The sequence below is a fragment of the Acinetobacter sp. WC-743 genome, from assembly GCF_000335555.1.
GTDB lineage: Bacteria > Pseudomonadota > Gammaproteobacteria > Pseudomonadales > Moraxellaceae > Acinetobacter > Acinetobacter bereziniae.
In genome coordinates this window covers 61,106-75,452 of sequence record NZ_AMFQ01000060.1, presented here as the reverse complement: position 1 = coordinate 75,452, position 14,347 = coordinate 61,106, and the positions used below count along the sequence as shown (strand labels likewise).

The 14,347-nt window shown below is 37.5% G+C and carries 12 protein-coding genes; 5 read left to right on the top strand and 7 right to left on the bottom strand.

Annotation, left to right across the window (positions count from 1 at the left end; genetic code table 11):
* Positions 1-234: 234 nt before the first annotated feature.
* The 3 genes from ACINWC743_RS07745 to ACINWC743_RS07735 all read left to right on the top strand — a co-directional run bounded on the left by ACINWC743_RS07745 (position 235) and on the right by ACINWC743_RS07735 (position 4,379).
* Positions 235-1,458 carry an acyl-CoA dehydrogenase gene (locus ACINWC743_RS07745; protein ID WP_009585011.1) on the top strand — a complete coding sequence of 408 codons (1,224 nt, stop codon included), beginning with the start codon at positions 235-237 and terminating at the stop codon, positions 1,456-1,458.
* Positions 1,459-1,711: 253 nt separating this feature from the next.
* Entirely contained in the window at positions 1,712-3,028 is a 1,317-nt protein-coding gene (locus tag ACINWC743_RS07740; RefSeq protein ID WP_009584972.1) for an MFS transporter, read from the top strand.
* Between the two features lie 121 nt (positions 3,029-3,149).
* Positions 3,150-4,379 carry a CaiB/BaiF CoA transferase family protein gene (locus ACINWC743_RS07735; RefSeq protein WP_009584996.1) on the top strand — a complete coding sequence of 410 codons (1,230 nt, stop codon included), beginning with the start codon at positions 3,150-3,152 and terminating at the stop codon, positions 4,377-4,379.
* 146 nt (positions 4,380-4,525) lie between these two features.
* On the opposite strand, the gene ppk1 is transcribed toward ACINWC743_RS07735, so the two are convergent.
* From ppk1 to ACINWC743_RS07710, 5 genes are all read right to left on the bottom strand, one after another.
* The gene (ppk1, locus tag ACINWC743_RS07730; RefSeq protein ID WP_009585017.1) at positions 4,526-6,631 is read right to left on the bottom strand and encodes a polyphosphate kinase 1; all 2,106 of its coding nucleotides are present in this window, start codon (positions 6,629-6,631) and stop codon (positions 4,526-4,528) included.
* Between the two features lie 201 nt (positions 6,632-6,832).
* A complete protein-coding gene (locus tag ACINWC743_RS07725; protein WP_009585008.1) occupies positions 6,833-7,303 on the bottom strand; it encodes a hypothetical protein in 471 nt (156 codons plus the stop codon).
* Positions 7,304-7,408: 105 nt separating this feature from the next.
* Positions 7,409-8,503 (bottom strand): hypothetical protein, encoded by a 1,095-nt coding sequence (locus tag ACINWC743_RS07720; RefSeq protein ID WP_009585014.1) that lies wholly within the window; start codon positions 8,501-8,503, stop codon positions 7,409-7,411.
* Positions 8,504-8,720: 217 nt separating this feature from the next.
* Positions 8,721-9,641 carry an ornithine carbamoyltransferase gene (argF, locus tag ACINWC743_RS07715; RefSeq protein ID WP_004830931.1) on the bottom strand — a complete coding sequence of 307 codons (921 nt, stop codon included), beginning with the start codon at positions 9,639-9,641 and terminating at the stop codon, positions 8,721-8,723.
* Positions 9,642-9,765: 124 nt separating this feature from the next.
* On the bottom strand, positions 9,766-10,419 hold the full coding sequence (locus tag ACINWC743_RS07710) for a TetR/AcrR family transcriptional regulator (protein WP_005029173.1): 654 nt from the start codon (positions 10,417-10,419) through the stop codon (positions 9,766-9,768).
* 236 nt (positions 10,420-10,655) lie between these two features.
* On the opposite strand from ACINWC743_RS07710, the gene prpB reads away from it, so the two are divergent.
* Together prpB and prpC are read left to right on the top strand one after the other, a co-directional pair.
* Positions 10,656-11,540 carry a methylisocitrate lyase gene (prpB, locus tag ACINWC743_RS07705; RefSeq protein ID WP_004830929.1) on the top strand — a complete coding sequence of 295 codons (885 nt, stop codon included), beginning with the start codon at positions 10,656-10,658 and terminating at the stop codon, positions 11,538-11,540.
* Positions 11,541-11,544: 4 nt separating this feature from the next.
* Entirely contained in the window at positions 11,545-12,681 is a 1,137-nt protein-coding gene (prpC, locus tag ACINWC743_RS07700; RefSeq protein WP_009585013.1) for a 2-methylcitrate synthase, read from the top strand.
* 60 nt (positions 12,682-12,741) lie between these two features.
* Here the strand turns inward: prpC and ACINWC743_RS07695 are convergent, their stop codons facing one another.
* Positions 12,742-13,377: an isochorismatase family protein gene (locus ACINWC743_RS07695; RefSeq protein ID WP_009584969.1), complete on the bottom strand. Its 636-nt coding sequence runs from the start codon at positions 13,375-13,377 to the stop codon at positions 12,742-12,744.
* 379 nt (positions 13,378-13,756) lie between these two features.
* Entirely contained in the window at positions 13,757-14,344 is a 588-nt protein-coding gene (locus ACINWC743_RS07690) for a hypothetical protein (protein WP_009585015.1), read from the bottom strand.
* Positions 14,345-14,347: the final 3 nt, after the last annotated feature.

The window sequence follows — 14,347 nt, the reverse complement described above, 5'->3', positions numbered from 1 at the left end:
ATCATCAACAATAGTTCCATAATTTTTAATATTTCTAAAAAGCCTATAAAAATACAGCAAGATGAGCAGTTGTATGGATTATTTCAACAATAAAATATGATTTATTCTTAGATTTATAAGAACATAAGATATGCATAAATGGAATATCTGAATGAGAATTTATCGTTTGAAAGAATGATTTTTCACACATAACATCAAGGACAAGAACACAAAATACATCAAGCAGAGGATGCGATGAATCAAATGGTCAATTCAGCAAAAAAACCACGTGTACAGTTTAATTGGCAAGATCCCTTTTTATTGGAACAGCAACTCACTGAAGAAGAGCGTATGATCCGTGATGCTGCCTATGCCTATTCACAAGATAAATTGATGCCTAGAGTGCTTGAGCAGTTTCGCCATGAACAGACAGATATTTCAATTTTTCGTGAAATGGGAGAATTGGGGTTATTAGGACCTACAATTCCTGAGCAATATGGCGGTGCAGGGCTTAATTATGTGAGTTATGGTCTGATTGCCCGTGAAATCGAGCGTGTGGATTCGGGCTATCGTTCAATGGCGAGTGTACAAAGTTCATTGGTGATGGTACCTATTAATGAATTTGGCTCAGAACAACAGAAGCAGAAATATTTACCAAAACTGGCATCTGGTGAGTTTATTGGCTGTTTTGGTTTAACCGAACCTGATCATGGATCTGACCCTGGAAGTATGATTACACGGGCAAAAAAAGTTGCAGGTGGTTATCGTCTGACGGGTGCGAAAATGTGGATTACCAATAGTCCAATTGCAGATGTATTTGTGGTTTGGGCAAAGGAAGTTTCAGCGGAAGGTCATGTTGGTGAGATTCGGGGCTTTATTTTAGAAAAAGGTTGGGAAGGACTTTCAGCACCTGCAATCCATGGCAAGGTGGGTTTGCGTGCCTCGATTACTGGTGAAATTGTCATGGACAATGTTTTTGTTCCTGAAGAAAATGCATTTCCTGAAATTCGTGGTTTAAGGGGTCCTTTTACTTGCTTAAACAGCGCTCGTTATGGCATCGCTTGGGGTGCAATGGGTGCTGCTGAGTTCTGTTGGCATACTGCTCATCAATATACAATGGATCGCAAACAGTTTGGTCGTCCTTTGGCAGCAAACCAATTGGTGCAAAAGAAGTTGGCAGATATGCAAACCGAAATTGCACTAGGTTTACAAATTGCTTTGCGCTTTGGACGTATGAAAGATGAGGGAATTGCTTCGGTGGAAGGAACTTCCTTAATTAAACGTAATAACTGCGGTAAAGCCTTAGATATTGCTCGTGTTGCTCGAGACATGATGGGCGGAAATGGCATCAGTGATGAATTTGGGGTTGCTCGCCATCTGGTCAATCTTGAAGTGGTTAATACCTATGAAGGTACACATGATGTCCACGCCTTGATTCTTGGACGCGCACAAACGGGTATCGCTGCTTTTTCTAATTAATTTATAAGTTTTAAAACAGGGATGTTGAATCAGCATCCCTTAAGGCTTTTTTTACCTTAAATTTCACAAAAATAAGGTAAACATATATACGATAGAAGGATTCATCGTGAAAATATCTCATTATCTTTAACTATTCTACTTAAATACCCTAACTTCACTCCTAGATGGTACTCAATAAAAATAATAAAGAAAGCAGTAGAGTAAAGATGAAAGATAAGCGATGACTCATTTGGGAAAATGAGGTAAAGGAAAAATGAACAATGAGGTTCAATCTGTTGCAATTACAGCAAAAGGCACAATGCCTTCGAATATTGGGACTTATGAAAAAATAGGACCCAACACATGGAAATGGGCATTGTTATTTGCATATTTTGCCATGGTGGTTGATGGCGTAGATATTATGTTGTTGTCCTATAGTTTAACCAGTTTAAAGGGTGAGTTTGCATTATCTACTTTTCAAGCGGGTGCTCTAGGGAGTGCATCATTAGCAGGAATGGGGATTGGTGGAATCTTAGGAGGGTGGTCTTGTGATAAGTTTGGTCGGGTGCGCACCATTGCAAATTCGGTGACCTTCTTTTCCGTAGCAACATGTCTGTTAGGTTTTACGCAAAGCTTTGAGCAATTTATGGCATTGCGTTTTATTGGTGCATTAGGAATCGGTGCGTTATATATGGCATGTAATACCTTAATGGCTGAGTATGTGCCTACTACTTATCGCACAACTGTATTGGGTACATTACAGACTGGGCAAACAGTAGGATACATTGTAGCAACACTTTTGGCGGGTGCGATTATTCCAGAACATGGTTGGCGTGTATTATTTTTCATTACAGTCATTCCTGCATTTATCAATATTTTCTTACAACGATTTGTTCCAGAACCAAAATCTTGGCAGTTGACCAAAATTGATCAAATGCAAACGAAAAAGACGCCTGAAGTTGTAATTCGAGAAAAACCAAAAAGTGGCAGCATCTACAAGCAGATTTTTGCCAACTTTAAACATCGTAAAATGTTTTTACTATGGATGACGACGGCATTCTTTTTACAATTTGGTTATTACGGTATCAATAACTGGATGCCAAGCTATCTTGAAACTGAAGTGCATATGAATTTTAAAAATCTAACCAGCTATATGGTAGGTTCATATACAGCGATGATTCTAGGCAAAATATTGGCAGGTTATCTCGCAGATAAATTTAATCGTCGAGCAGTATTTGTATTTGGTACGCTTGCCAGTGCGATTTTCCTTCCAATCATTATTTTCTTTAATACACCAGACAATATTTTGTATTTATTGGTCACGTTTGGCTTCCTGTATGGAATTCCTTACGGTGTGAATGCAACCTATATGGCAGAATCATTCTCGACTGACGTTCGTGGTACAGCAATTGGCGGTGCATATAACATTGGACGTGTTGGTGCTGCAATTGCGCCAGCAACCATCGGATTTTTAGCCTCAGGAGGGACTTTTATGACTGCCTTTATTGTTATGGGGGCTGCATATTTTGTCGCAGGGGTACTTCCTGGATTATTTATTAAAGATCGTCAATATGATCCACAACAACAATAGTTATTGATCTAAGCATATTAAGCGCTTATGGCATATCGTAAATATAACGAATTGTTTGTAAGTCCGATTCAATCATGAGTTTGAGGGAGTGTTCATCACTCCTCGAATAGAGGCAAAATAAATGAGTGCATTAAAAGGAATTCGAGTTTTAGATCTCAGTAGAGTACTTGCAGGTCCGTGGTGTGGGCAAGTGTTGGCAGACTTAGGTGCAGAAGTCATTAAAATCGAACGCCCTAAAGTGGGAGATGATACCCGTATGTGGGGACCACCTTGGATGCTGAATCAACATGGTCAAACTACTCGGGAGTCAGGTTATTACCAATCTGCAAATCGGAACAAATCTTCTGTTGCCATTGATATTGCAACTGTAGAAGGTCAAAAACTGGTACAACATATTGCTCAAACCGCGGATGTGGTCATCGAAAATTTTAAAGCCGGATCATTAAAAAAATATGGTTTGGATTACGCAACTTTGAGCCAGATTAATCCAAAGCTAATTTACTGCTCAATTACAGGCTTTGGTCAAGATGGACCACGTGCTGAAGAGCCAGGCTATGATTTTATCATCCAAGGCATGTCAGGATTGATGAGTATCACGGGAGAACAAGAAGGTGAGTTGGGCGCAAGTTCACAAAAAGTCGGTGTAGCGGTTGTGGATATTCAAACAGGTTTATATGCAACCATTGCGATTCAAGCTGCGATTATTGCTCGCCAGCAAACAGGAGTAGGTCAGTACATTGATTTAGCACTACTCGATGTACAGGTTGCTGGTTTAGCGAATCAAGGAATGAATTATTTAAGTTCAGGTTGTACACCTAAACGGATGGGCAATAGTCATCCTAATATCGTGCCATATCAAACTTTTAAAGCGCGAGACAAAGAATTTATTATTGCCTGTGGAAATGACAAGCAATTTAAAGATTTGTGTATTGCGATAGGCAAACCTGAATTATTGGAAAATTCAAATTACCTTCGTAATCAAGATCGGGTGAAATATCGGCATGAATTAATAGCGATTTTGTCTGAATATTTCCTGACGCATGATGCTAGACATTGGGTAGATGCCATTCATGCTGTCAAAGTGCCTGTAGGTGTGATTAATTCTGTTGCAGATGCTTTACAAGAGCCGCAAATCCAATCTCGTAACATGGTTGTCAATATTCCACATGCGGATAATACTGACTTTAAAATGATTGGTTCACCGATCAAAATGTCAGGAACACCGATTCAATATCGCAATGCTCCCCCACGTTTGGGAGAGCATACAAAAGAGATTTTAGGGCAACTCTATACTGATAATGAATTACAAGCATTTAAACAACAGGGCATTATTGATGGAATCGGTCTTTAAACACAGTTAAAAATACACAAATATTGAATGCACTTTGTGGTACATGATCAGCACTTCATCTGAGTTAATCAAAATAGCCTTTCTTCTAAAAGATAAAAGAAAGGCTGGAGAATACATATGATTTTGCTAAGTGAAGTAATTGTTGTTTAAGCTGTGGTTGGAAGTGTACGTTGTTGCATTAACACTTGTTGTGCAATATGTACTTCTTCTGCAGCTTTTGGGTTTATTGCATGCCATTGATCATTTGCATCTAATTCCCAAGCGCGAACATTGTCTTTTAGATAGCTGAGTAAACCATAGTCAATGATTTGCTTTTTAAGTTTTTTATCTTCGATTGGGAAGCAGGTTTCAACACGTGAAAACAGATTTCTGCCCATCCAGTCTGCACTGGCACAATACAACTCATCCTGACCATCGTTATAGAAATAATAAACTCGGGTGTGTTCCAGGTAGCGTCCTACAATCGAACGCACGCGAATATTTTCGGAAAGCCCTTGTATTTGCGGTCTTAAACAGCAGATTGAACGTATGATCAAATCAATTTTTACACCAGCTTGTGAGGCTGTATACAATGCTGAGATGAGTTTTGGTTCAGTTAAAGCATTTACTTTAATGATAATTCTGGCTTTTTTACCTGCTTTGGCATGTGCTGTTTCTTGTTCAATTAAATGCAAAAGCTGTGCATGTAAGGTGAAGGGTGCATGAAATAATTTTTTCAGCTTTAACAGTTTCCCCATACCAGTTAGTTCTTGGAAGATTTTATGAACGTCCTCACAGATTTCTTCATGTGTCGTGAGTAAACCGTAATCGGTGTACATACGCGCATTTCCAGCATGATAGTTTCCCGTGCCAAGATGAACATAACGTTTTAGTTTTCCAGCTTCTCGCCGTACAATTAAAATCATTTTGGCGTGGGTTTTGTAGCCAACAATTCCATAAACCACAACTGCACCAGCTTCTTGCAAAATATTAGCCACTGTAATATTGGATTCTTCATCAAAGCGAGCACGCAATTCAATGATTGCCGTAACTTCTTTGCCATTGCGAGCAGCTTCTGCCAACACTTGTACAATTTCTGAATCAGGTCCACTACGGTACAAGGTTTGCTTGATGGCAAGTACGTTTGGATCTTGTGCCGATTCACGCAATAAGTTAATGACGGGTTTAAATGAATCAAACGGATGGTGTAAAAGTACATCTTGCTTAGTCAGTACTTCAAAGATTTTATTCGAATTTCGAAGTGCTTTAGGAATAACAGCTTGATAAGGTTTAAAACGTAATTCAGGAATATCAAAGTTGGTGATTAATCGGGTCAAATTAACAGGACCATTCACTTGATATAGGTGTTGTGGATCAAGATCAAACTGTTCTAAAAGATAATGATTGATTGAATGAGGACAATTGTCAGCAATTTCTAATCGAACCGCACGACCAAAACGCCGTGAGGATAACTCGTCTTTCAAAGCAACAGCGAGGTCATCAACATCTTCTGCGAGTGTCAAATCAGCATTCCGTGTCACGCGAAATTGGTAACAGCCCGTTGCAGTCATTCCTGGGAATAAATCGCTGATATGTTGTTGGATGATTGCAGACAGCAAAATATAATGTTCTTCGCCACCTGTCAGTTCATCAGGTAGACGCACCACACGCGGTAATGAACGTGGAGCAGGAACAATTGCCAATTCAATTTGTCGACCAAATGCGTCTTTTCCTTCTAAGGTGACAATAAAATTTAAGCTTTTATTGACCAGTCGAGGAAATGGATGTGCTGGATCCAAGCTGATAGGGGTAACGACAGGCTGAACTTGTTTAAAGAAGTAGTGCTTAATCCAATCCAGATGTTTTTCTAAGATATTGTGATATTGGATGAATTTAACGCCATAGTTTTCAAGTTCTGGTAACAGTATGTGGTTTAGAGTGTCATATTGCTCTTGAATCGCAAGGTGAGCACTTGCTGAGATTTGTTCAATGATCACTTCATTGGGAATACCATCAGGCGCACTAGTAATGGTTTTGAAGTCAATTTGCTTCATGAGTCCAGCTACACGAATTTCAAAAAATTCATCCAAATTACGTGAAAAAATAATTAAGAAATTTAAACGTTCAAGTAAGGGATGATTTTTATCTTTGGCTTGTGCCAATACGCGTTTATGAAATTCTAGCAATGAAATTTCACGATTGATGTAGCTACTTGAACTGTGTTGAAATTCAGTTGAGGATAAATTTTTTGAAGCGGGCATGATCTGCGTCATTTGAAACTGTCTTAACGACCTTGATGGGCATAGTAAGTATTCTACATGACAAAATTGTTACAGTTAGCTAAAATATTGAAAATTATTTCAATTTTAACATATTTGTAAATTATTTTTTAAAACATAGATAAACAGGGTTTCTTGGGAATATCGCTTCAACATCTTGTTCTATCAAACTGTTGAAGCGTGGAAATGTCAATTTTAAAATTGACATTGATCATTTTTAAGTTTTAGCTCATATACTTTTTCTGCTGAACTTAGTTTCATTTTCACATAATAGGGATTTCGTCTTTGGAATTCATTTTCAAAAATTAAACCACAGTTTTCAAGCATACCTTGCATGAGAAATTGCTGAGTTTTTTCTTTCCCCATACTATCAGCAAACTGTTTGAAATTTTCGGATGTAATAAGTCCTTCGAGATCAATGTGATCATGATACAAACGTATTTTTTCGATCACAGTATTTTGGTCAATTTGAACGGGTAGTACACGTGAATCCTCATCACTTAAGGCATTTAAAACATCATCTAAATTTTTTGAATCCTTAATTTTGTAATTTTGTTCAATAAGTTGATTTTGAATTAAATAGTCATCCAATTCAGTTGCATAACTTGGGATCGATTGAGTGAGTAAAAAAGTAGTGATCGATAAAGATATTATTTTGAAATTCATTTGAATAATACACTTATTAAAAATATGGATTTATTATACTCAATCAAACAATATGTACCAGTGTTGTGACTTACTTTTATCAAAAGCTTACATCATTCACCTATGTTAAGGTATTGGGAAAAAATGCAGAACTCGATTTGCTTCTTTTTCAAAATGCTTTAAAGCGTGTTGATCAGGTGGTTGTATATTGCAAAAACCAATATTTGAATTGTTTTCTATATTGCATGTATTCCGCCATCCTCCATATTGAAATGGTTGGGCACTTGAAGATTTATGTACTTGATAATCATATACTTCACCATGCTCATTCCAAATCGCTGTGGTATAGCGAGTTTCACATGTCCTCATGTCAGCGAGAGTTGTACTGTAATAGCTGAGCTGTCCATCAATAAAAAATAACGTGTATTTGTAATCCCCAAAAGTACTTTTACATTTTAGATCCTTTTTTTGCTTGGCACTTATTTCTACAGCAGTAAATTGATGACCGTCTAGCTGAGCATCAAAGCGCTTTGCTGAGTAGATTTTTTCCAAATTTGCAATTTCCGCTGGATAAGGTGATTTTAGATCACTCGAAATATAGTTTGGAATTGCTCTGATATTTTGGTTGGTAAAATACCCTAAATATGGATGTGTTTTAAAAAACTGGTAGGGCGGCGTCTGATTTGGATCTATCGCGCCTGCAACAGTATCAAGAGTTGAAAATCCAGATTGACTAAAACTGAGCGTTCCCTTTAAACCTTCAAAGCCATTACCTATAGAGACTGGTTGAATCAACCGATGATGCTCAGATCCGCTTGCACGAATAACAAGTCCATCAGATGAACTTATATTATGTTTAAATGGAATTATCACAGTAAAGCTTTCTAATTTATATAGAGTACCAGTAGAAAGTGGAACCTGAAAGGTCAGCGTATTTGTTGCTAAGTTTTTGACTGCATTAATTTGAATTTGCTTGGATTTCTTTTTAAAACAGGGAAAGCTTAAAAAACCACATTTTTTTATGCTACCAGTGACACCCACAATACTATGTCGAGGCAGATAAAATGCTTCACCTACAATTGGACGATTAAATAAGCTGTTTTTTTGTTCTTGATTCATTGTGCCATAACTTTCATACAGATCAAGCGTAATGGTCAAGTTCTTAGCGTTTAAAGGAAAAGCGACACTAACCAACAAACTACACAGTATTAATTTTTTCATGGCGATGTTGTTATCCTTATGATCATATAATTTACATCTATCGTATTGGAAAAATAAAATCTAGTTAATTTCTTTTCAATCAGGCATTTCTAGGTGTATTCAAGCGATTTAGTGGATATTAAAATTTGAAGTTTATTGATTAGCATCGATAGATAAAAAATAAGCACCGATTGAGGTGCTTATTTTATAGATATGATTTGATCATAACTTTAGAAAACTAATCTTTTTTTAAGTTTTCATTGATCAAGAATTCAACCAATGCTTTTTGTGCATGTAAGCGATTTTCTGCTTCATCCCACACCACTGCATTTTTATGATCCAACATATTTTCAGAAACTTCCTCACCACGATGTGCAGGAAGACAATGCATAAATAAACAATCAGGATGTGCTAAATCCATCAATTTTTCATTGACCTGATAAGCAGCGAAAGCTTTTTCACGAATTTTTTGTTCTTCCTCTTGTCCCATACTTGCCCAAACATCGGTGACTATGAGGTCTGCATTTACAGCAGCATCTTCAGCAGATTCAAACAGTTCAACACAATGGGCAAACTCAGAAAGAAATTCTGGTTTTGGTTCATAACCTTTTGGCGAAGCAATTTTTAATTTAAAACCCCACATATGTGCTGCTTCAATATAGGAGTTACACATATTATTGCCATCCCCAATCCAAGCCACTGTCTTTCCTTCAATTGAACCACGATGTTCAACAAAGGTCTGTACATCAGCCAATAACTGGCATGGGTGATGGTCATCGGTCAATGCATTGATCACAGGCACAGAAGAATATTCAGCAAAACGTTCGACAATATCATGACCAAAAGTACGAATCATGACGATATCAAGCATGCTAGAAATGACACGAGCTGAATCTTCAATCGGCTCACCACGTCCAAGCTGTGTATCACGAGATGATAGAAAAATTGCACTGCCACCAAACTGGCTCATACCAGCTTCAAAGGAGACACGAGTACGGGTGCTCGACTTTTCAAAAATCATCCCCATGACTTTTCCAACAAAAGGTTGGAATACTTCGTTATTGTGCTGTTTTCGCTTTAACTCTATAGCGCGTTCGATGATGCGATTCAGTTCAGCAGTGGATAAGTCACGTAAAGTAAGAAAATGTCGTAGAGCCATGGTTACTCCACAATAATTGTCTAGTCAAAGCCAATAGCGAATTGACCAACAATTCATTGTTGGTTGATGAAAATAAAAAGGAGAATCATCTAATATACTATATGAATATGAAAACGCAAAAAAATTAGACCTTTTGATGCCCTTGTAGGAAGCGATCTACGCAATAACTGATGCAATCGAGTATTTCTTGATCAGAATCTTTAATCTCAATCCCCATCAAGATTCGCCATTCTAAATTTCTAAGGATGCCAAAATAGAATTGTGCTGAATAAAGTGGATTTTCACAGACCAGTTTTTGGTTTTCTGCATAACGTTCTAAAGCACTGGCAATCGAAAGTTGGACTTGTTTGGGACCCTTTTCATGAATATAGAGTGCCAATTGTGGATCTTTTTGTGAGCGTTCAAAGATCAGACGTATAAATGCAATGTTATCGGGCATGATCATATGCTTATAGAAGGTGATTAAGGTGGTAATTAGATAAGCACGAAGATCATTACATGATGGGTTGAACGGTCGGCAGATATCTTTAAAAAAAAGATCACGGCGATAATCGCAAATTGCGGTAAATAGACCTTCTTTATTGCCGAAATACTTATAAATCGACGCCTTTGAACCACCCGCATGATTGACAATGTCATCGAGTGACACCGCATCATAACCATGTTCCAAAAAAAGTTGATTTGCACTAATCAATAATGCCAAACGACGTTCATGACCACGTTTTGTTTGTGGAAAATCACATCCAGAGGCTTCAATATGTGCTAAATCTTGGTTCATAAATTGCGAATAAAAAGTACGTTTTAATTATTATAGCAAAAATGTCAATAAATTTCTTTGTCAGTATTGATTTGTCTTGTTTGGTTAGAAATTGTGCATTAAACTGAAAAAATGAATCAAAATTCATTTTTCTTTGACTAAAGTTTTAGAGTAATATACCTAAATGGTCATATGCGATTTACAAATTATGGCTATACTCAAAACTCAATAAACAAGTGACCACTGTGGAAGGGAATATGACACAACAAACGTCTGCAGGCTTAAGATTTAGACAAGCGCTAGAAGTGGAAAAACCATTACAAATCATTGGTACAGTCAATGCCTATGCCGCAATGATGGCGAAACAAGTGGGTTATAAAGCAATCTATGTTTCAGGTGCTGGGGTAGCCAATTATTCATATGGTTTACCAGATTTAGGGATGACGAGCTTAGACAATGTATTGGAAGATGTTCGCCGTATTACAGAACGTGTAGACACACCATTATTGGTCGATATTGATACAGGTTGGGGCGGTGCTTTTAATATTGCACGTACAATAAAACAAATGATTAGTGCAGGTGCTGCTGCTGTTCATATTGAAGATCAAGTGGCGCAAAAGCGTTGCGGGCACCGTCCAAATAAAGAAATCGTTTCTCAGCAAGAAATGGTCGATCGTATTAAAGCAGCAGTCGATGCTAAAACCGATTCAAACTTTGTCGTAATGGCACGTACAGATGCCTTACAAAAAGAAGGATTACAAGCGGTTATTGACCGTGCATGTGCCTGTGTTGAAGCGGGTGCTGACGCAATATTTGCTGAAGCCATGACGGACATCACTATGTATAAAACCGTATGTGATGCAGTAGGTGTACCTGTACTTGCCAATATCACCGAATTTGGTGATACCCCGTATTACACCACTGAAGAGTTAGGTGAGCAGGGCATTAGCATGGTGCTATATCCATTATCTGCAACACGTGCAATGCAAAAAGCTGCACTCGAAGTTTTTCGATCTATTCGTGAAAATGGTACTCAAGTCAATGTATTGGATACCATGCAACAACGTAAAGAGCTTTACGAATTCCTTGATTATCACACTTTTGAAAATACTCTAGACAAGCTGTTCACGCAGGAGAAATAATAAAATGGCTGAAGGAAAAGTACTCACAGGCGCAGGACTGCGCGGTCAAGTTGCTGGTAAAACAGCACTTTCTACTGTAGGTAAAAGTGGCGCAGGTTTAACCTATCGTGGTTACGATGTGCAAGACCTTGCAGAAAATTGCCAATTTGAAGAAGTTGCTTATCTGATTTTCTTTGGTGAATTACCGACCGCAGAACAATTGGCTGCATATAAGGCAAAATTAAAATCTTTGCGTCAATTACCACAAGCGTTAAAAGAAGTCTTGGAACGTATTCCTGCTGACTCACACCCAATGGATGTGATGCGTACAGGCGTTTCAATGTTAGGTAATCTTGAAACAGAAAAGTCATTTGAACAACAGCAAGATGTTGCAGATCGTATTCTAGCGACTTTGCCAGCAATCATTTGTTATTGGTATCGTTTTAGCCATGATGGCGTGCGTATTGAAGAAAATACCGATGATGATTCAATTGGCGCTCAATTCCTGCATTTACTTCGTGGTGAGAAACCGAATGAATTGCATGAACAAGTGATGAATGTTTCGTTAATTCTTTATGCTGAGCATGAGTTTAATGCATCTACATTCACAGCACGTGTTTGTGCATCAACCTTGTCTGATATGCATTCATGTATTACAGGTGCAATTGGTTCACTTCGTGGTCCATTGCATGGTGGTGCAAATGAAGCGGCTATGGAAATGATTGAAAACTGGACCTCTCCTGAAGAAGCTGAGCGTGAAATGCTGGGCAAGCTTGAGCGTAAAGAAAAAATCATGGGCTTTGGTCATGCGATCTATAAAGACAACGATCCTCGTAACGGCATTATCAAAATTTGGTCTGAGCGTTTAGCAAAAGATGTAGGTGATACAGTACTTTATCCAGTATCTGTTCGTTGTGAAGAAGTGATGTGGCGTGAGAAGAAATTGTTCTGTAATGCAGACTTCTTCCATGCATCTGCTTATCACTTTATGGATATTGCGACTAAATTGTTTACCCCAATTTTTGTGATGTCTCGTGTTACTGGTTGGGCTGCACATGTCATGGAACAACGTGCAGACAATCGTATTATTCGTCCAAGTGCGGATTATACAGGACCAGAACTTCGTAAAGTTGTTCCAATCGCTGAACGTTCAGCTGCCTAATTTTCAATTATTCGCATGTTTATAGATAAAGCCTGAATTCAGGCTTTATCTATGTATTGTTCAACGAAAAAACGATAATCTTTTTATCACCTCATGTGTTGATGCAATTTCTGCAACACAGAGTGAAAGGCTTGTTAGAGTCGCTTTTTGAACCGCTTGTGCACTCATTGCTCCAGCACCCAGATCGGGATGATCCATAGTGGCTGTACCATCAGATACAAAAATCACTTTATAATTTCTAAAATGTGCATCACGGGCAGTCGATTCACAGCACATATTTGTTACTGTTCCTGTAATAATAAGCGTCTCAATTCCTAATTTTTTTAGATACTGATCTAAATCGGTGTTGTAGAAAGCACTGTAACGATTTTTTTTAATAACAATCTCATCTTTTTGCGGTGCAAGATCAGGGTAAATTTCAACACCTTCGGTGTGATCTACCAAAGCTGATTGTTGATCTATCGGAGACCAAAAATCTGACATTAGTCCCATATCGCTTCGGTCTTTTTGATGTACATGAGTTGTATAGATTATTGTTAACCCTTTTTCTCTGCTTATGGTAACTAAACTTTTTATATTGGGAACAATTTCTGTTGCCATTGGGACCCACATAGATGCATCAGGTTTAACAAAATCGTTTTCCATGTCTATGATCAACAGTGCAGTTTTTTTAGGGTTGTTGATTTCAAATTTCATAACTTTTCCTTAATTTATAAAGTGATTGCGGTTTCACATCATTGGATCGAGAACAGATAAAAAGCATATAAAACGTTTATTTTTTATTTAAACTTAATTATTAGATCATGATTTTTAGAGGTAAATGATACTTTGTTAGTATAATTTTATACTTGATAACGTTCATCTGGGGGGCGAGATGTAATGAGTTTTAAATATGAATTTTAGAAAATTAAAAGCATATTCCTTGAGTAATCATGAGGATTCAATCCTTAACAACTTACAGGAAAGTAAGATGGATATGGATTTATTGTATGTTAAGAATGTTTTAATGACGCCAAATAAAATTGATGGATGATGATATGTTTATTTTATAGTAGTGCCTCCTAAGAGGCTTTACTTATTGAGGAAGCTGACCATTAGGGAAAAGAATCACAACTTCTTCACGTGTATACCCCTCATCAAACGGTAAGCTCAGAGATTCAAAAGTAATCAGAGTACCTTTGTTTTTTGGTAGTTCAAAAGCTTGTTTCAGTTTAATGTCAGTGTTGTAACTAGTTAAATTCATTGCTTTACTTTGATTTTCGGCATTCAGAACTGTGAATATTGAGCTGTATACTTTACTCAATGATTCTGTACCTTGTGCTGATGAGACATTTTGTTCAAGTAAATTAAGCTTAAAATCACGCACATCTAATGCTTTAAGTGGCTTAAGTTGGGTATGAATCTTGACTAATGCTTGATTAAATGTGGCTTGGTCTTTAATTGCAGAGAATCTTTCATCATATTTTGGCAAATCATACTTTTTCTCGTTTAGGGGATAATAGTAAACTTTAGGAAAGGAATAACTTTTTGAATTTTCAACAACAAATACATGTTTAGTCTTTGAATCATAACCGAGAACTTGCAGCGTAATATTGCTGTAATCATTTGCGAAAGCTGCACAACTGAACATCAGTAAAATGCTTGATGCGATTATTTTTGACATTTT

What these genes read in the sequence shown, in the direction of transcription:
- ACINWC743_RS07745 (WP_009585011.1), top strand. Translation starts at nt 235, where the DNA reads ATGAATCAAATGGTCAATTCAGCAAAAAAACCACGTGTACAGTTTAAT.
- ACINWC743_RS07740 (WP_009584972.1), top strand. Translation starts at nt 1,712, where the DNA reads ATGAACAATGAGGTTCAATCTGTTGCAATTACAGCAAAAGGCACAATG.
- ACINWC743_RS07735 (WP_009584996.1), top strand. Translation starts at nt 3,150, where the DNA reads ATGAGTGCATTAAAAGGAATTCGAGTTTTAGATCTCAGTAGAGTACTT.
- ppk1 (WP_009585017.1), bottom strand. Translation starts at nt 6,631, where the DNA reads ATGACGCAGATCATGCCCGCTTCAAAAAATTTATCCTCAACTGAATTT.
- ACINWC743_RS07725 (WP_009585008.1), bottom strand. Translation starts at nt 7,303, where the DNA reads ATGAATTTCAAAATAATATCTTTATCGATCACTACTTTTTTACTCACT.
- ACINWC743_RS07720 (WP_009585014.1), bottom strand. Translation starts at nt 8,503, where the DNA reads ATGAAAAAATTAATACTGTGTAGTTTGTTGGTTAGTGTCGCTTTTCCT.
- argF (WP_004830931.1), bottom strand. Translation starts at nt 9,641, where the DNA reads ATGGCTCTACGACATTTTCTTACTTTACGTGACTTATCCACTGCTGAA.
- ACINWC743_RS07710 (WP_005029173.1), bottom strand. Translation starts at nt 10,419, where the DNA reads ATGAACCAAGATTTAGCACATATTGAAGCCTCTGGATGTGATTTTCCA.
- prpB (WP_004830929.1), top strand. Translation starts at nt 10,656, where the DNA reads ATGACACAACAAACGTCTGCAGGCTTAAGATTTAGACAAGCGCTAGAA.
- prpC (WP_009585013.1), top strand. Translation starts at nt 11,545, where the DNA reads ATGGCTGAAGGAAAAGTACTCACAGGCGCAGGACTGCGCGGTCAAGTT.
- ACINWC743_RS07695 (WP_009584969.1), bottom strand. Translation starts at nt 13,377, where the DNA reads ATGAAATTTGAAATCAACAACCCTAAAAAAACTGCACTGTTGATCATA.
- ACINWC743_RS07690 (WP_009585015.1), bottom strand. Translation starts at nt 14,344, where the DNA reads ATGTCAAAAATAATCGCATCAAGCATTTTACTGATGTTCAGTTGTGCA.